This window comes from Kitasatospora setae KM-6054 (genome assembly GCF_000269985.1).
GTDB lineage: Bacteria > Actinomycetota > Actinomycetes > Streptomycetales > Streptomycetaceae > Kitasatospora > Kitasatospora setae.
The window spans coordinates 775,236-794,614 of the sequence record NC_016109.1 but is presented as its reverse complement, the minus strand read 5'-3'; the positions used below and the strand labels follow the sequence as shown (position 1 = coordinate 794,614).

The window sequence follows — 19,379 nt, the reverse complement described above, 5'->3', positions numbered from 1 at the left end:
CCGCCCCGCCGTGAAGGGCCCGCCGACCGTCCGCGTGTCGCCCGACCCGCCCCGCGCGGGGCGGGTCGCGGGCGGGCCGATCGGCGAGTCGGGGTGGGGCTGGTGGGCTGGTGGGCGGGTGTTTCCGGAGTGCCGATCACCTGCGTGCATGATCGTTTGGCGGGGGTACGATCGAACCCGAGAACGGCAACGACTGCCGATTCGCGACGGGGGAGACACAGATGAACGCACGTCAGGGCGGCTTCGCCATGCCCGGTTACCGATCGATCGCACCGGAAGCGCCGCAGGCCGCGCCGGACCCGGCAGCGCCGTGCGCGCTGCTGACGGCGGCCGGGAGCGTAGGCACCGGAGGCGCGGCGGCGGTCGGGGTGATCGACGCCGCGCCCGTCCTCGCGGCGGGGTTCAGCGCCGGTCCGCTCGACCTCACCGCCGTCGGCCGACCGGGAGGGACGAGCCTGTCGCTGCGCCGGGTGGACATCGCGCCGGGGCAGAGCACCGGCTGGCACTACCACCCCGGGCCGATGGTCGTCATCGTCGGCTCCGGGACACTGACCCTCACCAGTGCGGAGGGGACGGTGGAACGGCCGACCGGCAGCGCGTTCGTGGAGGCCGCCGGGCCCGGCCACGTCCACAACGGCCACAACACGGGGAGCGAGACGGTCTCCCTGTTCACGCTCTCGTTCATGCCGCCGGGCGTGCCGATGTCCTTCCCCGTGCCCGCGCCCGACTGGGCACTCGGGTAAGGCCGTTGGCGCCGGCGGTTTGGTGCGCTGCCGGCCGTCGGCCGCCGACGGTCAGCCCCGGATGACGGCGAGCAGCCAGAACAGCGGCGTCAGGACGAGGCCGAGCAGGCCCGCGCCGAACAGGGTGCCGAGCCAGGCGAAGACGTAGCCCTCGCCGCTGCGGGCCCGCCCCCGGCGGGCGGAGGAGAGCAGCCAGAGCGCGGGCAGACCGAGGGTGGAGGCCGTCCAGCCGGCGAAGGCGACGTACTCGCCGGCCGTGACCGGCGAGGGCTCGTAGGCCCGGCCGCCGACCTCCCGGACGGCGCGCCGGGCGCCGGGGTGGTGCTGTTCGGCGGCCCCGCGCAACGTCATCGGCCGGGACTCCGCCCCGACCGGGGACGCGGGGGTGTACCGGCCCTCGCAGCTGACGTCGGTGCTCTCCGCCGCCTCGAAGCAGCCGGACACCGAGTAGCTCCCGGTCGGCCCGCTGACGCCGCTCAGCGCGAACAACTGCCCGCCGAACAGCAGCCAGACCAGCACCGCCGCCGCCGCCAGCCACAGCACGGCGAACGCACCGCCCACCCGCCAGGGCCACGTCCGGCCCAGCCGCTCCACCCCGCGCACGCGACGTCCCCCCGCTCCGGCCCGCAGCCGCCTTCGGAGGCTCTACCCGCCGCCAGGATCGAACAACCGGACGGGGTAGGGGAGTTGTGCGTCCCTGCCGGGCCAGGCCGGGGTGGCCCGGAGCGGGTGGGCCCGCTACGGGATCGGCTGCGTGGCGGGCTCGGGGTGCGGGTCGGGGTGGAACGGCGGGCCGTGGCGGTCCGGGGGCTCCAGCGGGTCCGGGGCGGGGACCGGCCGCTGCGGGTCCGGGTCCGGGTCCGGCGTCGGGTCGGGGCGGCCGGGGCCGGGCGGCCCGGGGTTCGGGGGTTGCGGGTCGTGCGGTATCGGCGGGGCGATCGGCGGATCCGGGTCGGGCTGCGGCGGGGTGGGGCCGAGCGGGTCGGGCGGATCGGTCGGGCGGGGCGGTGCGTCCGGCGGGTCGGGCGGGCGGACGTCCGGGTCGGCGGGCAGCGGCACGGTCAGCAGGGGCGTCGCGGTCGGGGGCGTCGGGGGCCGGGTGGGGGTCGTCGGGGTCATCGGGGTCACCGTCCCAGCGCGTGCGCGAGTTGGGCCTTGTTCATCTTCGAGCGGCCGGCGACGCCGCGCTGCCGCGCCTCGTTGTAGAGCTGCTGGTACGTCGGACCCCCGGCACCGCGGTGCGAGCGCTTGCCGCCCCGGTGTCCGGAGGAGACGTCGTGGGTGGAGCTGCGGCTGGCCGTCCGGCTCTCGCCGTGCCGGGCGCGTTCCTTGTTGACGGTGCGGGCGGCGATCTCCGTCGCGCGCTCCTCGCTCGCGCCGCGCTTCAGCTCGCTCTCCTTGATGTGCTCGTACTGGCGCTCCCGCTTGGGGCTCGAACCGGCAGGCATGGTCGGACTCCTCTCGTCGTCGCCGAACGGGGACCCGGCGCGCCTACCCGGTTCGCGGTGGATGAATCGGGTGAATCCGGCGAATCGGGTTGACGGCGCCCTGGGTGGGTAGGAGTAGGGCGCCACGCCGAGCGCGCACCGCCCGGCGCGGTCGGCCCGTGCAGGGCCGCAACGCCACGGCACGTGAGCCCAGGGCCGAGAAACCGAGAGCCACGAGTCACGTGCCGGGAGCCGTCGCCTGAAGAAGCCGGGTTTCACGGTTCTCCCACCCGTTCCACCGCCGTCCCGCCGTGTCGCGCGGCCGCCGGTCCCGGACGATCCGCCCCGATTCTGGTCGGGGTCCGACCGTCCGCCGCCCGGTGCGCCCGCCGCCGACCGGGATGCCGGAGCGGGCCCCACCGTACCCGGGAGATGACTCCCCGTGACCACCCGTACCACGACCCGTACCACCACCCGCCCCGCAGCCCGCCCCGCGGCCCCTCCTGCGGTCGACCGCGCTGCCGACCGGGCCGCCGGCGAGGTCGATCCGACCCGTCGGCCGTCTCCGCGCGAGATGCGTGCCATGGGCAAGTACGAGGCACGCCGGCTCAGCGACGCGCTGTTCCGCCGGCTGGCCGGGCTGAACCCCGAGGACCCGGTGCACAGTTACGTCCGGGGCACCGTGATCGAGCTGAACATGCCGCTGGTGCGGTTCGTCGCGTCCCGGTTCCGGCACCGTCCCGAGGAGCTCGACGACATCGTCCAGGTCGGCACCGTCGGGCTGATCAAGGCGGTCGACGGCTTCGACCCGGACCGCGGCGTCGAGTTCGTCACCTACGCGATCCCCACCATCTCCGGTGAGATCAAGCGGTTCTTCCGCGACACCTCGTGGCCGCTGCGCGTCCCGCGCAGTGTGCAGGAGCGCTACCTGGCGGCCGTGCGCGCCTCCGACCGGCTCGAACAGGCCCTCGGCCGGCTGCCCGACACCGCCGAACTCGCCGCCGAACTGCACGTCACCGAGGACGAGGCCGCCGAAGGGCTGGAAGCCGGCCGGCTCTGCCGCTGCGACTCCCTCGACTCGCTGCGCGACGACGGCTCCGACGACGCCGGCAGCGCCCTGATCAACCGGCTCGGCGGCTGCGACCCCGAACTGGAGGTCGCCGAACTCCGGGTGATGGCCACCCCGTTCCTCAGCCGGCTGCCCGAACGGGAACGCACCGTCCTGCTGCTGCGGTTCTGGGGCGGGCTCACCCAGAGTGAGATCGCCGCCCGGATCGGCGTCTCCCAGATGCACGTCTCCCGGATCCTCGCCGCGACCCTGGCCGGGCTGCGCGAACGGATCGAGCACGGCGGCGACGACGGCGGCGAGTCCGCTGGTGGGGACGGCGGCGAGGGCTGCGGCGACGGGGCCGGGGAGAGCGCCGGTTGAGCCCCGGCCGGTCGGGTAGCCGCGATCGGGTGCCCGCCCCAGGGTAGAAGGACCCGACGCCTTACGGCAGGAGGTGTTCGAACCGTGGAAGCACAGCCCCGCGCGGAACCAGGCGCCGCAACGGAGCCCGGAACGGAGCCCGGGCCGGGCGCCGAACCGGGCGCCCCGCTCGCCGTCGCGCTGCGTCGCCCGCCCGGCGCCCTCGTGGTGCGGCCCGAGGGCGAACTCGACCACGACAGCGTCGGACCGCTGCGCGACGTCCTGGAACGGGCCGTCGCCGACCCGCCCGGCCGGCTCGTGGTGGACTGCGGCGGCCTCGACTTCTGCGACTCCACCGGCCTCAACCTGCTGCTGCGCGCCCACGGAGCCGCCCGCCGGGCGGGCGTCCCGCTGCTGCTGGCCGCGCCCGGCCCGGTACTCGGCCGGATCCTGGAGATCACCGGCGCGGACGAGGTGCTGGACGTTCACCCCACCGTCGAGGACGCGCTCGCGGCCGAGGCGCCACCGCCCCCGGGGGCCGGTGGCGATCCCGGTGCTGGCCCGGGCGCGGGACCGGGCGCGTCCGGGGAGCCGTGATGGGCGCCCGTCCGTCCCGCCCCACCGGGCCCGCAGGTCCCGTCCGGGGCGGGCCGGAACGGCGCAGCCTGCCGCTGACCGGCGCACCCGGGACGGTCGCCCGGGGCCGGGAGTTCACCCGTCTGGCGCTACGCGCCTGGGGCTGGCTGCCCGCGCCGGACGACGACGGGCGAACCGCCGCCGAGGACGTGCTGCTGATGGCCGGCGAACTGGTCACCAACGCCTGCCAGCACGCCGCCGGCCCCTACCTGCTGGAACTGGCCAGCTACGGGCCGCTGCTCCGGGTCGCCGTCCGGGACGCCGACGACCGGCCGCCGGTGCTGCGCCCGGCCCGGGTGCCCGCCCGCCCCGGCGGCTACGGGCTGCGGGTGGTGGACCGGCTGGCCCTCGCCTGGGGGTGCGAGCCGGTGCCGGGCGGCGGGAAGACCGTGTGGCTGGAGGTGGTCCGCCCACCGGCGGCCGCCGCCGTCCCTTCCGCCCGCCCCGACCGTCCTCCGGCGGAACCTTGAACGAGGGAGTGCCACAGTGGAGGCAGGGAGCGGTCCCGCCCGCCGGGGCCGCGCGGCGTTCCCGGCGACCCGCGGCGGCGCGCGGCGGCGCGCGGAAGCCCGCGAAAGTTCCCGGAAGCTCTCGGAGCCGAGGTGATGGTCAGGTGGACAGCAGCACCCCCGACCCCGGGCGGCCGCAGCCGCAGCCGCACTCGCAGCCGCCCGCCGACGAGGCCCCGGAGGCCGTCGCCGCCCCCGACGGCGTCGCGCTGCGCCGCCTGCTCGCGGGCCTGACCGCCGTCCGGGACGGCGATCTCACGCTGCGGCTGCCGGACGCGCCCGGCGTGCTGGGCGAGATCTCCGGCGTCTACAACGACATGGCGGAGCGGCTGGCCCGGCTGAACGCCGAGGTCACCCGGGTCGCCCGGGAGGTCGGCACCGAGGGTGTGCTCGGCGGCCAGGCGGAGGTGCCGCAGGCGCACGGCGCGTGGCGGGAGCTGGCCGACTCGGTGAACGCGATGGCGGGCAACCTCACCACCCAGGTCCGGAACATCGCGCAGGTGACCACGGCGGTGGCGCGCGGTGACCTGACCCGGAAGATCGACGTGGACGCGCGGGGCGAGATCCTGGAGTTGAAGAACACCGTCAACACGATGGTGGAGCAGCTGAGTTCGTTCGCCGCCGAGGTGACCCGCGTCGCCCGCGAGGTCGGCACCGAGGGCATCCTGGGCGGGCAGGCGGACGTCCGGGGCGTCTCCGGGACGTGGCGCGACCTGACCGACAGCGTCAACTTCATGGCGGGCAACCTGACCGCGCAGGTCCGCTCGATCGCGCAGGTGGCCACCGCCGTGGCGCGCGGTGACCTGACCCGGAAGGCCGACGTGGTGGCCCGGGGTGAGATCCTGGAACTGAAGAGCACCGTCAACACGATGGTGGAGCAGCTGAGTTCGTTCGCCGGCGAGGTGACGCGGGTGGCCCGCGAGGTCGGCACCGAGGGCATCCTGGGCGGGCAGGCGGACGTCCGGGGCGTCTCCGGGACGTGGCGCGACCTGACCGACAACGTCAACGTGATGGCGTCCAACCTGACCGGCCAGGTCCGCTCGATCGCGCAGGTCGCCATCGCCGTCGCGCGCGGCGACCTGTCGCAGCGGGTGACCGTCGAGTCGGAGGGTGAAGTCGCCGCGCTCGCCGGGGCGTTGAACACCATGGTGGACACCCTGTCGGCGTTCGCCGCCGAGGTGACGCGGGTCGCCCGCGAGGTCGGCACGGACGGTCGGCTCGGCGGGCAGGCCCGGGTGCCGAACGTCGCGGGCACCTGGAAGGACCTCACCGACAGCGTCAACTTCATGGCGCACAACCTGACCTCGCAGGTCCGGAACATCGCGCAGGTGACCACGGCGGTGGCGCGCGGCGACCTGACCCGGAAGATCGACGTGGACGCGCGGGGTGAGATCCTGGAGTTGAAGAACACCGTCAACACCATGGTGGAGCAGCTGAGTTCGTTCGCCGCCGAGGTGACCCGCGTCGCCCGCGAGGTCGGCACCGAGGGCCGGCTCGGCGGCCAGGCCGAGGTGGAGGGCGTCTCCGGCACCTGGAAGCGCCTCACCGAGAACGTCAACGAGCTCGCCGGGAACCTCACCCGGCAGGTCCGCGCGATCGCCGAGGTCACCAGCGCCGTCACCGCCGGCGACCTGACCCGCTCGATCACCGTCGACGCGTCCGGCGAGGTCGCCGACCTCAAGGACAACGTCAACGTGATGGTGGAGTCGCTGCGCGAGACCACCCGTGCCAACCGCGAGCAGGACTGGCTGAAGACCCACCTGGCCCGGCTCACCGCGCTGATCCAGGGCCGCCGCGAACCCGCCGCCGTGGCCGAGCTGTTGATGGACGAGCTCTGCCCGCTGCTGGACGCCCAGTACGGCACCTGCTACCTCGCCGAGGAGACCGACGACGGCACCGTGCTGACCCGGGCCGCCGCCTACGGCCACCACTACGCCGACACCCCGCGCCGGTTCGGCCTCGGCGAGTCGCTGATCGGCCAGGCCGGCCGCAGCCGCCGCCCGATCGCGATCAGCCAACTCCCGCCCGGATACGCCGAGATCGGCTCCGGCCTGGGCTCCGCGACCCCCCGCGAACTGCTGATCCAGCCGATCGCCATGGAGGACCGGCTGCTCGGCGTGGTCGAGGTCGCCACCCTGCACCACTTCACCGACCTGCACCGCGACTTCCTGGAACGCCTCGCCCAGGACATCGGCACCACCCTGGCCACCCTGCTGGCCAACGCCCGGACCGACGAACTGCTCCGCGAGTCCCGCCGCCTCACCTCCGAACTCCGGGCCCGATCCGAGCAGTTGGTCGACGGCCAGGAGGAGCTGCGGCGCTCCAACGCCGAACTCGGCGAGAAGGCCGAACTGCTGGCCGCGCAGAACCGCGACATCGAGGCGAAGAACCTCCAGATCGAACAAGCCCGTCGCGAACTGGAGGAACGCGCCCAGCAGTTGACCCGCACCTCGATGTACAAGTCGGAGTTCCTGGCCAACATGAGCCACGAACTGCGCACCCCGCTGAACAGCCTGCTGATCCTGGCCCAACTGCTCGCCCAGAACACCGGGGGCAACCTCACCGGCAAGCAGGTCGAGTACGCCGAGGTGATCCGCTCGGCCGGCTCCGACCTGCTCCAGCTGATCAACGACATCCTGGACCTCTCCAAGGTCGAGGCCGGCAAACTCGACGTCACCGTCGAACCGTTCGAGCTGCGCGAACTCCTCGACTACGTCGACACCACCTTCCGCCCGCTGGCCGCGGAGAAGGGCCTCGACTTCCGGATCACCGCCGCCCCCGGCGCCCCCGAGCAGCTGTACACCGACCAGGCCAGGCTGCGGCAGATCCTGCGGAACCTGCTCTCCAACGCGGTGAAGTTCACCGACCGCGGCTTCGTCGAACTCGCCGTCGAACCCGCCCGCCCCGGCGAACTCCCCACCGAGCGCAGCGACCTGGCCGCCGTCGCGTTCCGCGTCCAGGACTCCGGCATCGGCATCGGCGCCGACCACCTGGAATCCATCTTCGGCGCCTTCCAACAGGCCGACGGCACCACCAGCCGCAAGTACGGCGGCACCGGCCTCGGCCTGTCCATCAGCCGCGAACTCGCCCGCCTGCTCGGCGGCGCGGTCAGCGCCGAATCCGCACCCGGCGAAGGCAGCCGCTTCACCCTGCTGCTCCCCGCCGCCCCCGCCCCCGCCACCGCCGCCCCCGCCGCCGACGGCACGGCGGACGGCACGCCGGAAGGCCGCCCGGACGGGGAACGGGCCGCCGCCGAACGCCGCATCCTGGTGGTCGAACCCGACCCGCCCGGCCTGCTCACCCTGCTCGCCCGCAGCGGCGTCACCGGCCGCGACCCCGCCACCACCGTCCACAGCGCGGGTGACCCCGACAGCGCCCTCACCGCCCTCGACCGGACCCCGTACGACCTGGTCGTCCTCGACCTCGGCCTGCCCGACGACGGCGCCCGCGCCCTGCTCACCGCCCTCGAACAGCGCGAGTCCCCCGTTCCCGTCCTCGGCCACACCGGCAGCGCCGGCAGCGCCGACAACGCCCTCCCGGCCGCCGAACGGCTGGAGACCACCACCGGCCTGGACGAACTGCGCGAACGCATCGCCAAGGCCGTCGCCGCGCCCGACACCCCCGCCGCAGCCCCGGCGCCACTCGTCGGACCCGCACCGGCCGGAACCTCGCAGGCCGGACCCGCGCCGACCGGGAGCCTCGCCGGGCGGACCGTCCTGGTCATCGACGACGACCCGCGCAACGTCTACGCCCTCAGCACCGCACTCGAACTGGAAGGCGCCACCGCCCTGCACGCGGCCAACGGCCGCACCGGCCTCGCCCTGCTGCGCACCCACCCCGAGACCGACCTCGTGCTGATGGACCTGATGATGCCCGAACTCGACGGCTACGCCGCCACCGCGGCGATCCGCGCGGGCACCGACCACCCCAACGTCCCGATCGTCGCCGTCACCGCCAAGGCCATGCCGGACGACCGCGCCCGCAGCCTCGCCGCAGGGGCCGACGACCACCTCACCAAACCCGTCGACGCCGCCGAACTGATCACCACCGTGCAGCGCTGGGTGGAGAGTTGACGCAATGGACCACCCGAAGGAGCAGCCCGAGAGCCGCCCGCGCCGCCCCGAGCGCCGGCCGCATCCCGCCGAGCCGCGCCCCGGCGTCCGCCACCTGCTGGCGCTGCGCCTGCGCCGCGCCCAGGACGAGACCGAGGAGCTGCGCGCCGCGCTCGCCACCCGCCCGCTCACCGCGCTGGCCACCGGCGTCCTCGCCGAACGGCTCGGCTGCGGGCCGGCCGAGGCCGGGGCGCAGCTGCTCGCGCTCGCCGAACGCGCCCACCTCGGCCCGCAGGAGCTCGCCGCCGACATCCTCACCACCCTGCCCGCCGCCGCCGACGGCGCCACCACCACCGGCCCGGGGCCCGCCCCGCCGGCGCCCCCGGCCGGGCCGTCCGGACGGCCGCCGCCGGTGGTCGAGGCCGCGCTCGCCCAGGTCGCCGGCATGCTCGGGGCCAGTGCCGCCGTGCTCTGGACCGTCCAGCCCGGCGGCGTCCTGCACGCCGCCGCCGCGCCGGGCTTCAGCGAGGGCGAGCGCGCCGCCTGGCAGCACGTCCCGCCCGGCGTCCCCACGCCCGCGCAGCAGGCCCTGGACCGCCGCGCCGAGCTGGGCCCGACCGGCCCGGTCACCGCCACGCTCGGCGCCGGCCGCGCCCCGTACCGCCTGGCCGTGCCGCTGCACCGCGCCGCCGGCCCCGCCGCCGTCCTCGAACTCGCCTGGCCGCGCCGCCCGGCCGAGCCCACCGCCGCCGAGCGCCGCCGGCTGCGGGTCGCCGCCGAGGTCAGCGCCCTGGCCCTGACCGACCGCCCCGACCCGATCGGCGCGGCGGTCGCCGACGAGCCCGACACCGCCGCGCTCGACGCCGCGCTCACCCCCGCCCTGCTGCTCGCGCCCGAACCCGCCACCGGCCCGCCCGCCGACTTCCGGATCGTCCGGGTCAACGCGGCCTTCACCGACCCGGCCGACCGGCCCCCGCACCGGGTCGAGGGCCGCACCCTCACCGCCGTCTACCCGCGCGCCTGCGCCGACGGCCTGCTCGACCTGCTGCTGCGGGTGCACGCCACCGGCCGCCCGTACCACGCCGACAGCCTCGCGCTGACCTTCCTCTCCGGGCAGACCCCCGTCCCGGTCCTGCTGGAGCTCGCCGCCGCCCGCCTCGCCGCCCCGCCCGGGCGCCTGCTGGTCGGCTGGCGGCCGGCCGGCGCCGACGACCGCGACGACCGGCTGCTGCGAACCGCCCAGCGGCTGACCCACCTCGCCGGGTTCGAGGAGGACCTGCGCACCGGCGAGATCCACTGGACGCCGCGCACCGCCGAACTGCTCGGCCTGCCCGCCGGCACCGCGCCGATCCCGCTCGCCGCGCTGCCCGCGCACGTCCACCCCGACGACGAGCAGAACGTCCGCCGGGTCGTCAACTCGGCGCTGGAGAACGGGCGTTCCGGCGCCGCGGTGTTCCGGATGCGGCACCTCAGCAGCTACACCCACTACGTCCGGCTGGTCGCCGAGCCGGTCCCCGACCCCGGCGGGCGCACCGCCGCCGTCCACGGCGCCTTCCAGGACGTCTCCGCCCAGCACTGGACCGAGACCGCGCTCGCCGCCACCACCGAGAGCCTCGCCGACAGCCGCCAGCAGTCCGCCGAACGCCACCTGCTCGCCCGGCGCCTGCAACAGGCCATCCTGCCGCCCGCCCCGCCCCCGCTGGAGAGCGCCGGACTGCGCGCCGCCGTCCGCTACCGCCCCTCCTCCCAGGAGGACCGGGTCGGCGGCGACTGGTACGACACCACCCTGCTGCCCGACCGCACCGCCCTGCTGGTCGTCGGCGACATGGCCGGCCACGGCGTCGAGGCCGCGCAGGGCATGGTCGCGCTGCGCCACGCCCTGCGCGGCCTCGCCTACACCGGCGCCGGACCGGGCCGGCTGCTCGGCTGGCTCAACCGGGCCACCACCGACCTCACCGGCGCCGCCACCGCCACCGCCGTCTGCGCCCGCTACCACCCCGACACCCGCACCCTGCACTGGGCCCGGGCCGGCCACCTCCCGCCCGTCCTGCTGCGCGACGGCACCGCCCGCCCGCTCCCGATGCCGCACGGCATCCTGCTCGGCGCCGCCGACGACCCCGACTACCAGGAGCACCACCTCGCGATGCGCCCCGGCGACGTCCTGCTGCTGTACACCGACGGCCTGATCGAACGCCGCGACCAGTCCGTCGAGGAACCCCTCGCGCACCTCACCCGGATCCTCGCCGAACCCGCCGCCGACCTCGACGCCCTGCTCGACCGCGCCCTCGCCACCAGCACCGCCGACACCGACGACGACACCTGCCTGATCGCCGTCGAGGTCCTCCCGGCCGCCGACACCGATCCGGGCGAAAGCGTTTGACCCGGGACGAACCGGTCAGACGCCCGGCACGACCGCAGCGGGCCGGCGCCCACCGCACCCGCTGCCGAACCGAGGAGGCGCGACCGTCGTGCTCGCGATGCTGTTGGTACTGCTGCTGATCATCGTCCTGTTCGGCGCCGGATTCGCCGTGAAGGTGCTGTGGTGGATCGCCCTCGCCGTGCTGGTCCTGTGGCTGATCGGCTTCGTCGCCCGGAGCAGCGGGACCGGCGCCGGGAGCGGCGGCCGCTCCCGCTGGTACCGCTGGTGACCCCACCCGACCCGACCGGGCCACCCCCTCTCCCTGTCCCTGCCCCTGGTCCTGCCCCGGCCCCGTTACCGGCACTCCCGACCCTGTGAGCGGCACTCCCGGCGCCGCCCCGCCCGTCCGGCGGGGCGGCGCCGCCGCGCGCTGCCCGGGCCCCGGGGGGTGTGCGCCCCGCCGCCCCGGGGCAGACGCGCCTGCGGCGCGCCCGGACCGCCCGGGCGGGCAGCCGGACGACGGAGGTCGAGATGTCCGCACCAGAACGCCGCCGCACCGAGCCCGCGGGAGCCGCGAGAGCCGCCGGGGCCACCGGAGCCGTCGGGCCCACCGTCGAGACCGACGTCCCGGGCCGGCTGGACCGGCTCCCGTGGTCGCCCTGGCACTGGCGGATCCTGATCGGCCTCGGCACCGTCTGGATCCTGGACGGCCTGGAAGTCACCATCGTCGGCAACCTGGCCGCCCGCCTCGCCGAACCCGGCAGCGGCATCGCGATCAGCACCGCCCAGGTCACCACCACCGCCGCCGCGCTCTACGTCGCCGGGGCCTGCTGCGGCGCGCTGTTCTTCGGCTGGCTGACCGACCGGCTGGGCCGCAAGAAGCTGTTCATGCTCACCCTGGCCGTCTACCTCGCCGCGACCGGCGTCACCGCGCTCTCCTGGACCCCCTGGTTCTTCTTCCTCTGCCGCTTCCTCACCGGCTTCGGCATCGGCGGCGAGTACGCGGCGATCAACTCGGCGATCGACGAACTGATCCCGGCCCGGGTGCGCGGCCGGGTCGACCTGATCGTCAACGGCAGCTTCTGGATCGGCGCCGCGCTCGGCGCGTTCGCCTCCATCGCGCTGCTGGACACCGCGCTGTTCGCGACCGACGTCGGCTGGCGGCTGGCCTTCGGCATCGGCGTGGTGCTCGGCCTGGTCATCCTGCTGGTGCGCCGGCACGTCCCGGAGAGCCCGCGCTGGCTGATCACGCACGGCAAGGGCGACGAGGCGGAGGAGATCGTCCGGGACGCCGAGGCGATCGTCGAGCGCGAGACCGGCGAACCGCTGCCGCCCGTCGAGGACCCGCCGATCCGGATCCGCGAGCGCGGACCGGTCGGCTTCGTCACCATCGCCCGCACCCTGGTCTCCAGCTACCCGCGCCGGACCGTCCTCGGCCTGTCGCTGTTCATCGGGCAGTCCTTCCTCTACAACTCGGTCACCTTCGGGTACGCGGCGATCCTCACCCAGTTCTTCGACGTCCCGGCGGGCGACACCGGCTACTACTTCGCGGTGATCGCCGTCGGCAACTTCCTCGGCCCGGTGCTGCTCGGCCACCTCTTCGACTCGGTCGGCCGCAAACCGATGATCGCCGGCAGCTACATCGGCTCCGGCGTCCTGCTGTTCGGCACCGCCTGGCTGTTCCAGCAGGGCGCGCTGAGCGCGGTCGGCATGACGGCCTGCTGGACGGCCGTGCTGTTCCTCGCCTCCGCCGGGGCCAGCGCCGCGTACCTCACCGTCAGCGAGATCTTCCCGCTGGAGACCCGCGCCCTGTGCATCGCCTTCTTCTACGCGGTCGGCACGGCGGCCGGCGGCATCTCCGGGCCGCTGCTCTTCAACGGCCTGGTCAGCAGCGGCGAGACCGGCGACGCCACGCTCGCGTTCTGCATCGGCGCGGCCCTGATGACGGCGGCGGGCCTGGTCGAGGCGTTCCTCGGCGTCCGGGCCGAACGCCGCAGCCTGGAGTCGCTGGCCGCCCCGCTCAGCCAGGTCGAACGGGCCGACGCCACGCCCTGACGGCCGCCGCCCCGCGCCGCCCCGTTTCGTCCCGCGCCGCCCCGCCCCGCGCCGCCCCGCGCCGTCCCGCGCCGTCGCCGGCCGGGGCGGCGCTTCGGGAGGAGGGTCAGCCGATGTCAGCCGATGGTCGCGGCGTACGAGGTCTCCGCGCCGAAACCCCAACCCGGGCTGGCGTCCCAGGGGTTGGGCAGGACGTCGTCGGTGGCGTACGCGTACCCGGCGCCGCGGGCGAACGCGGTGTCGAGGGCGGTGTGCAGGGCGGCGGTGTCCGGGACGGCGTGCACCAGGTGCCAGAACGAGGTGCCGTCCGGGTCGAACGAGGCGCCCGAGTAGTAGCCGGCGGTGAGGTTGAAGACGTTGCCGCCGAGCCAGCCGCCCCCGGTGTAGGCGGCGTAGGTGTTCTCGTAGGTGACGAAGGTGTCGGCGGTGCGCTTGCCGGGCTCCAGGAAGCAGTCGGCGACGGCGGTGCCCGGATTGTCGACGACCAGCTCCTCCGCGTCCGGGTCGATCGCGTGGACCAGCGACTGCACCTGCCGGCGCAGGTTCAGGTAGTAGTCGCGGTTGGCGTTGCCCGGGCCGCAGTCGCGGCTGGTGGTGTCGAAGAAGATGCCGTCGACGTGCAGCCTGCCGTCCCCGGTCACCAGGTAGTTGCGGACCGAGGCGAGCACCGCGTCCACGTCGCGGGTGGCGTTCTCGGTGTGCACGTAGCCGAGCACCCGGGTCTTCCCGCCGGCGGCGGTGGTCCGCCCGCGCAGCGCGTCGGCGCGGGCCTGCCAGGAGGCGTCGAACGGCACGTCGCCGTTGCCCGGGTTGAGGATGACGATGGACGGCGCCGGCTGGGCGGACTGCGCCGCGAGCAGCATCGGGTCGTTCGGGTAGACGTAGGCCGGGACGCCGATCTCCAGCCCGCGCACCGGGGCCGCGGAGGCCCCCGGGGCGGCGGCGGTGACGGCGAGCATCGAACCCAGCAGGAGGGCGGCGAGACCCTTGGCACGCGTGCGCATGCGATTCCCCCAAGCAGTCGGCGGGTGTCCCCCTGACGCCCGCTCGGCCCCGATGCTAACCGGCCGCGGTGAACCCCAAGACCGACGCCGCCGACCGGGCAGCCGAACGGTCATCGATCGTCAATCGGGGGTTTATCGCCCCGGCGCACAGTGGTGCCGCGGCCGCAGGAAAGTCCGCGGCCGACACCGGGGGCCTCTGACCCCGGACCAGTGACCAGAGCCCCGCGGCGGGAGAACGCGGCAGGGCTCTCCGAGCGGTGGACGACCGCGGCCGACGGACCCCGAACGTCCGGCCCGGCACCACCGCCGCGCGGAGCGCCCCGGAGGGGGACCGGGGCGCTCCGCGTGCACCACCCGACCGGCGGCGGGCCGTCCGGCTCTCCTTGTCCCTCCCCCGTCTCTCGGTCGGTCAGGAGAACACGAACCAGTTGAGGTTGACGAAGTCGGCGGGCTGACCGCTGCTGAAGGTCAGGTACACGGTCTGGACGCCGGTGATCCGCGCCAGGTCGGCCGGGACGGTCCGCCAGGACTGCCAGCCGCCGGTGCCCGCGACCGCGAAACTGCCGACGGGGGCGGCGGTGGGACTGCCCAGCCGGACCTGCACCAGCCCGCTGACCCCGGACGCCGCGCCGGACGCCACCCGGGCGTCGATCCGGGTCGCGCCGCTCGAACCGAAGTCCAGCGAGTAGCGCAGCCAGTCGCCGTCGGCCAGCCAGCCGACGTCCGTACCGCCACCGGTGTCCGAGCAGACCTCGGTCTGCGCGCCCGACTGGGCCGTGTACGACTCGGCCTGCACGGTGGCGAACGCGCTGCCGCCGCCGGGGGCGGGGGACGGAGTGGGCGTGGGAGACGGGGTGGAGGTGCCGCCGCCGGCCAGGCCGCCGACGGTGATCACCCAGCGGGCCGGGCTGCCGGACTGCACCTTGCCCTCGAAGTCGACGCCCGCCGGGTGCACGTCGTCGTAGGGGAAGGCGTAGCCCAGGCCGTCGGGCGTGGTGGAGTGCAGGATCCGGGCGTAGTGGTTGGTGCGGGCCTGCGTGTAGAAGGCGGCCGGGTTCTCGCCGGTGGGCTGGTTGGCGTTGCCCAGCAGGGTGGTGCGGTTGAACGCGGCGGCCAGCCGGGCGCTCAGGTTGCCCATCAGGTCGTTGCCGGTGGTGAACGGCGCGTCGCTGCAGGAGAAGATCGCCAGGGTCGACGGCTTGGCGAACGACCCGGCGCCGGGGAAGTTCAGGGTGCCGCCGCTGACCCGGCCGGTGAACGCGCCCCAGGTGTACTGGGTGTCGATCCGCAGGTCGGTGCCCGCGTACTTGCTCCACACCTGGTCGACGTAGGGCTCGAAGTACCCGCTGAACAGGGCGCTGTTGCCACGGATCGCCAGGTTGGGCGCGAGCACCCGCAGGTCGGCGCCGGAACGGTTGACCACCAGCCGGCTCCAGTCCGAACCGTCGGCGGCCGACTGGGCCCGCAGCGCGGACGCCACCCGCGCCAGGCCGTCGGACGGCAGGCCGCGCACCGTCTGGGTGGCGCCGCCGGAGACCTCCAACTGGAACGCGATCGGCAGGCACACCATGTCGACGAAGGTGATGTTGCCGAACAACTGGTCGTTGTTGAAGGTGAATTCGCAGAAGTCGTGCCGGACGTCGATGTTCGGGTCGCTCGGGTTCACCACCGACGGCAGCGCCAGCCCGCCGCCGCGGTTCATCAGGAAGGTCAGCTTGGCCCCGACCGAGAAGTAGATCCGCCCGCTGTCCAGGTGCGGCAGCGTCACCCGCCGCGCCGCCGCCCCGGAGGCGTTCAGCGCGATCGCGCAGTCCACCCCCAGCGGCGTCTGGTCGCCGGCCGGGTTCGGCGGGTGGTACAGGCTCGCCCCGTCCGCCTGCAGGAACGCCCACCCGCCCCCCGCCGCCGGGTCGCGGCCGACCACGTACGCGTAGACGGTCGCGCTGCCGGTGGTGTTCACCAGGTCCAGCGGCAGCGTCGCCGGCGTCTGCGCCTCGGCCCGCCCGCCGACGGCCAGGTACGAGGCGGGCAGCGCGAGCACGGCGGCGGCCAGCAGGGCTCGCCTGGAGACCCGCGAAGCCCGGGGGCCGGTGGGAGCGGAGCCGGGAGTGGGGACGGAGCCGGGGGTGAGGGCGGAGGCGGAGGCGGAGGTGGGAGGGGGTGTCATGGCGTGGGGGAGTCCTCTCGGGTGGGAGGGAAGCGGGGAGGGAGGCAGGGTGAGGGGCGCGGCCGACCGGGGATGGGGGCGAGGGACGGCCGGCCGCGCGGGGAAGGGGCCGGTGGGGGCGGCCCGTGGTCGGTGTCGCGTCATCAATGACGCGCCATGCGTGTTGCGTCATCGGTGACTGGTCATTCGTGTCGCGTCATCGATGACGCCGCATAGGTGTCGCGACATCAGTGTCGTGACATCGATGTCGTGACATTGGTGACGCCGCATCCATGTCGCAGCATCGATGCCGCGACAGTGGGTGGGCGATGCCGCATTGATGACACCTCACGGATGACGCGACATGGGTGTCACGTCATCCGTGCTGCGTCATCCGTGCTGCGTCATCGGTGTCGCGACATCAGTGACGTGACATCAGCCCAGCGTCCACTTCTGCGCGCCGCTCCCGTTGCAGGTCCACAGCTGCAGCCGGGTGCCGTCGGCCGCGGAGCCGTTGGGGGAGTCCAGGCACTTGCCGGAGCCGGGGTTCAGGAAGTCGTTGCCGGAGCGGTGGGTCCACTGCTGGGCGCTGGTGCCGTTGCAGGTGTAGAGCTGGATGACCGCGCCGTCGTTGTGCGAGGCGGCGGCGACGTCCAGGCACTTGCCGAGGGCGCGGACGGTGCCGTCGGTGCCGACGGTCCACTGCTGGGCGGCGTTGCCGGTGCAGTTGTGCAGCTGGATCGGGGTGCTGTCGGCGCTGGAGGCGCCCGCCACGTCCACGCACATGCCGCCGGGGCCGGTGATCCGGCCGGTGTAGTCGCCGCCGGTGCTGCCGCCCCAGGTGGTGGTGTGGACGTAGTCGACGGTCATGGTCTGCGGGTAGGTGGAGGAGCCGTCGGGGCTGCCGGGCCAGTCACCGCCGACCGCCAGGTTGAGGATCACGAAGAACGGGTGGTCGAACACCCAGCGGTTGCCGCCCAGGTCGGCGGGGGTGCGGGTCTGGTAGGCGGTGCCGTCCACGGACCAGGTGATGGCGGTGGGGCTCCAGTCGACCGCGAAGGTGTGGAAGGCGTCGGCGAAGGACTGTCCGGCGGGCAGGCTGTACGGTGCGCCGATGCCCGCCGCGCCCGAGTAGCCGGGGCCGTGGATGGTGCCGTGCACGGTGCCCGGTTCGCGGCCGATGTTCTCCATGATGTCGAGCTCGCCGCTGTTGGGCCAGCCCGCGGTGGAGAGGTCGTTGCCGAGCATCCAGAACGCGGGCCAGATGCCCTGTCCGCGCGGGATCTTGATCCGCGACTCGAAGTGCCCGTACGCCTGGGTGAAGGTGCGGGAGGTGTTCAGCCGGGCGGAGGTGTACTGGCAGGTGCCGTACCAACAGGACAGCCCGGCGTCGGTGTTGCGCTTGGCGGTGATGACCAGGTGGCCCTGGCCGTCCAGTGCGGCGTTCGCGGCGCCCGCCGTGTAGTACTGCAGTTCGTGGTTGCCGTTGCCCGAACCGCCGGTCTCCGGCGTCCACTTGGCGGGGTCGACGGCCGATCCGGCCGGTCCGTCGAAGTCGTCGCCCCAGTTCGAGGCGGCCAGCGGTGCGGCCGGCGGTGCGGCCGCCGGCGCGGCGGCGAGCGGGGTGGCGGCGGACGGGGCGGAACCGGTGGGGGTGGGGCCGAACGGTGCGGCGGCCACCAGGGCGGTGGTGACGAGGAGCACGAATCCGCCGAGGGACCAACGGCGCGTGCGTGGGGCAGCAGCCATGGGGGGAATCCTTTGCTTGAGAGCGCTCTCTGCGGCGGGGCGCCTCCGCCGGTAGACCCGAATCGTACGGACGGGCTATCGGCATGGCAATGTCAAAGAACAGGGGATTTTCTCGACCTTGGCGGCAACTCGCCTTCGCTTCTTGGAAGCTGCAGGGGGCCCAGTCCGGGCGATCTTCTGAGAGCGCTCTCTCACGAGTGTGTCGCAGGGCTCCACGCTGTCCCGGCAGGGCCCTGGCGCCGCCCGCGTCGATCCCTAGGCGGGCAGTTCGAACAGCCGGGCCGCGTTGTCGTGGCAGACCGCGCGCAGCCAGTCGGCGCCGAGGTCCAGCCGTTCCAGGCAGCGGAGTTGGTGCAGGTACGGGTAGGGGATGTTGGGGAAGTCGGTGCCGAGCAGCACGCGGTCGCCGTGCGCGGCCAGCCGGGGCAGCAGTTCGGGCGGGAAGGGCGCGAACTCCTCGGTGAAGTCGGTGAACGCCATGGTGGTGTCCAGGTGCACCCGCCGGTACCGGTCGGCGAGGTCGAGGAACTCGCGGTACTCCGGCATGCCCAAGTGGGCGACGATCAGCGCCAGTTGCGGATGCCGGGCGAGGACGCGGGCGATCGGCTCCGGCCCGGTGTGCCGGCCGGGTGCGGGGCCCGAGCCGCAGTGGATCACCACGGGCGTGCCGGCCTCCGCCAACATCCCCCACACGGCGTTCAGTTGCCGGTCCGCCGGGTCGTAGCCGCCGACCTGCACGTGTGCTTTGAACACCCGGGCCCCGGCGTCCAGCGCCTCCCGGACGTACCCGGCGACCCCGTCCTCCGGGAAGAACGTCGCGGTGTGCAGGCAGTCCGGCGTCCGGGCCGCGAACTCCGCCGCCCAGCCGTTCAGCCAACGGGCCATCCCCGCCTTGTGCGGGTACAGCATCGAGGTGAACGCCCGCACCCCGAACTGCCTTAGCAGCGCGGTGCGTTCATCCTCCCCGTGCCGGTAGGTGATCGGCCAGCCACGGGTGCCGACCAGTGGACCGTTCGCGTCGAAGTACTCCCAGACCTTGCGCAGCACCCGCTCCGGCATGAAGTGCGTGTGCACGTCCACCAGCCCGGGCAGCCCCAACGCGCCCCAGAAACCGCGTACTTCGCGGGTCTCGTCGCCCTCGGGGGCCGCTGCCTGCTGCGGGGAACTCATCGGGACTCCTCTCGTGCCGGGTTCGTCACGGGACGATCATGCCGCACGTCCGTTCGCTCACCAACGGCTGTGGCGGTGTGGCGGCGACGGCGGTAGCGGTCGCGGGATCGAATCCGCTGGC

15 protein-coding genes are annotated in these 19,379 nt (G+C 74.5%); 8 read left to right on the top strand and 7 right to left on the bottom strand.

Features of this window, described 5'->3' with window-relative positions:
* The first annotated feature begins 221 nt into the window (after nucleotides 1–221).
* Nucleotides 222–743: a cupin domain-containing protein gene (locus KSE_RS38070; RefSeq protein ID WP_051055094.1), complete on the top strand. Its 522-nt coding sequence runs from the start codon at nucleotides 222–224 to the stop codon at nucleotides 741–743.
* Between the two features lie 51 nt (nucleotides 744–794).
* Here KSE_RS38070 and KSE_RS03405 read toward each other — a convergent pair whose 3' ends face one another.
* The 3 genes from KSE_RS03405 to KSE_RS03395 form a co-directional block, all read right to left on the bottom strand.
* On the bottom strand, nucleotides 795–1,346 hold the full coding sequence (locus KSE_RS03405) for a hypothetical protein (RefSeq protein WP_041293878.1): 552 nt from the start codon (nucleotides 1,344–1,346) through the stop codon (nucleotides 795–797).
* Between the two features lie 135 nt (nucleotides 1,347–1,481).
* Nucleotides 1,482–1,862 carry a hypothetical protein gene (locus KSE_RS03400; RefSeq protein WP_051055093.1) on the bottom strand — a complete coding sequence of 127 codons (381 nt, stop codon included), beginning with the start codon at nucleotides 1,860–1,862 and terminating at the stop codon, nucleotides 1,482–1,484.
* A 5-nt stretch (nucleotides 1,863–1,867) separates the two neighbouring features.
* Nucleotides 1,868–2,191, bottom strand: coding sequence for a hypothetical protein (locus KSE_RS03395; protein ID WP_014133867.1), 324 nt, complete (start codon nucleotides 2,189–2,191; stop codon nucleotides 1,868–1,870).
* A gap of 562 nt (nucleotides 2,192–2,753) precedes the next feature.
* On the opposite strand from KSE_RS03395, the gene KSE_RS03390 reads away from it, so the two are divergent.
* The 7 genes from KSE_RS03390 (at nucleotide 2,754) to KSE_RS03360 (ending at nucleotide 13,189) form a co-directional block, all read left to right on the top strand.
* Nucleotides 2,754–3,599 carry a SigB/SigF/SigG family RNA polymerase sigma factor gene (locus KSE_RS03390; protein ID WP_014133866.1) on the top strand — a complete coding sequence of 282 codons (846 nt, stop codon included), beginning with the start codon at nucleotides 2,754–2,756 and terminating at the stop codon, nucleotides 3,597–3,599.
* Between the two features lie 84 nt (nucleotides 3,600–3,683).
* Complete coding sequence (locus KSE_RS39285) at nucleotides 3,684–4,175, top strand: STAS domain-containing protein (RefSeq protein ID WP_063747440.1); 492 nt, start codon at nucleotides 3,684–3,686, stop codon at nucleotides 4,173–4,175.
* Nucleotides 4,175–4,684, top strand: coding sequence for an ATP-binding protein (locus KSE_RS03380; protein ID WP_014133864.1), 510 nt, complete (start codon nucleotides 4,175–4,177; stop codon nucleotides 4,682–4,684). The genes KSE_RS39285 and KSE_RS03380 overlap by 1 nt, the downstream gene beginning before the upstream one ends.
* 143 nt (nucleotides 4,685–4,827) lie before the next feature.
* Complete coding sequence (locus KSE_RS03375; RefSeq protein ID WP_014133863.1) at nucleotides 4,828–8,796, top strand: HAMP domain-containing protein; 3,969 nt, start codon at nucleotides 4,828–4,830, stop codon at nucleotides 8,794–8,796.
* A 4-nt stretch (nucleotides 8,797–8,800) separates the two neighbouring features.
* The gene (locus KSE_RS03370; RefSeq protein WP_014133862.1) at nucleotides 8,801–11,155 is read left to right on the top strand and encodes a SpoIIE family protein phosphatase; all 2,355 of its coding nucleotides are present in this window, start codon (nucleotides 8,801–8,803) and stop codon (nucleotides 11,153–11,155) included.
* Nucleotides 11,156–11,243: 88 nt separating this feature from the next.
* Nucleotides 11,244–11,423 (top strand): hypothetical protein, encoded by a 180-nt coding sequence (locus KSE_RS03365; RefSeq protein ID WP_014133861.1) that lies wholly within the window; start codon nucleotides 11,244–11,246, stop codon nucleotides 11,421–11,423.
* A 242-nt stretch (nucleotides 11,424–11,665) separates the two neighbouring features.
* A complete protein-coding gene (locus tag KSE_RS03360; protein ID WP_014133860.1) occupies nucleotides 11,666–13,189 on the top strand; it encodes an MFS transporter in 1,524 nt (507 codons plus the stop codon).
* Nucleotides 13,190–13,305: 116 nt separating this feature from the next.
* Here the strand turns inward: KSE_RS03360 and KSE_RS03355 are convergent, their stop codons facing one another.
* The 4 genes from KSE_RS03355 to KSE_RS03340 form a co-directional block, all read right to left on the bottom strand.
* Nucleotides 13,306–14,193 carry a spherulation-specific family 4 protein gene (locus KSE_RS03355; RefSeq protein ID WP_014133859.1) on the bottom strand — a complete coding sequence of 296 codons (888 nt, stop codon included), beginning with the start codon at nucleotides 14,191–14,193 and terminating at the stop codon, nucleotides 13,306–13,308.
* Nucleotides 14,194–14,602: 409 nt separating this feature from the next.
* Nucleotides 14,603–16,360: a glycoside hydrolase family 64 protein gene (locus tag KSE_RS03350; RefSeq protein ID WP_014133858.1), complete on the bottom strand. Its 1,758-nt coding sequence runs from the start codon at nucleotides 16,358–16,360 to the stop codon at nucleotides 14,603–14,605.
* 414 nt (nucleotides 16,361–16,774) lie between these two features.
* Nucleotides 16,775–18,088: a glycoside hydrolase family 16 protein gene (locus KSE_RS03345; RefSeq protein WP_033258790.1), complete on the bottom strand. Its 1,314-nt coding sequence runs from the start codon at nucleotides 18,086–18,088 to the stop codon at nucleotides 16,775–16,777.
* 255 nt (nucleotides 18,089–18,343) lie between these two features.
* A complete protein-coding gene (locus KSE_RS03340) occupies nucleotides 18,344–19,258 on the bottom strand; it encodes an amidohydrolase family protein (protein ID WP_014133856.1) in 915 nt (304 codons plus the stop codon).
* Between the last annotated feature and the right edge of the window lie 121 nt (nucleotides 19,259–19,379).

What these genes read in the sequence shown, in the direction of transcription:
- KSE_RS38070 (WP_051055094.1), top strand. Translation starts at nt 222, where the DNA reads ATGAACGCACGTCAGGGCGGCTTCGCCATGCCCGGTTACCGATCGATC.
- KSE_RS03400 (WP_051055093.1), bottom strand. Translation starts at nt 1,862, where the DNA reads ATGACCCCGACGACCCCCACCCGGCCCCCGACGCCCCCGACCGCGACG.
- KSE_RS03395 (WP_014133867.1), bottom strand. Translation starts at nt 2,191, where the DNA reads ATGCCTGCCGGTTCGAGCCCCAAGCGGGAGCGCCAGTACGAGCACATC.
- KSE_RS03390 (WP_014133866.1), top strand. Translation starts at nt 2,754, where the DNA reads ATGGGCAAGTACGAGGCACGCCGGCTCAGCGACGCGCTGTTCCGCCGG.
- KSE_RS03380 (WP_014133864.1), top strand. Translation starts at nt 4,175, where the DNA reads ATGGGCGCCCGTCCGTCCCGCCCCACCGGGCCCGCAGGTCCCGTCCGG.
- KSE_RS03370 (WP_014133862.1), top strand. Translation starts at nt 8,801, where the DNA reads ATGGACCACCCGAAGGAGCAGCCCGAGAGCCGCCCGCGCCGCCCCGAG.
- KSE_RS03360 (WP_014133860.1), top strand. Translation starts at nt 11,666, where the DNA reads ATGTCCGCACCAGAACGCCGCCGCACCGAGCCCGCGGGAGCCGCGAGA.
- KSE_RS03355 (WP_014133859.1), bottom strand. Translation starts at nt 14,193, where the DNA reads ATGCGCACGCGTGCCAAGGGTCTCGCCGCCCTCCTGCTGGGTTCGATG.
- KSE_RS03350 (WP_014133858.1), bottom strand. Translation starts at nt 16,360, where the DNA reads ATGACACCCCCTCCCACCTCCGCCTCCGCCTCCGCCCTCACCCCCGGC.
- KSE_RS03345 (WP_033258790.1), bottom strand. Translation starts at nt 18,088, where the DNA reads ATGGCTGCTGCCCCACGCACGCGCCGTTGGTCCCTCGGCGGATTCGTG.
- KSE_RS03340 (WP_014133856.1), bottom strand. Translation starts at nt 19,258, where the DNA reads ATGAGTTCCCCGCAGCAGGCAGCGGCCCCCGAGGGCGACGAGACCCGC.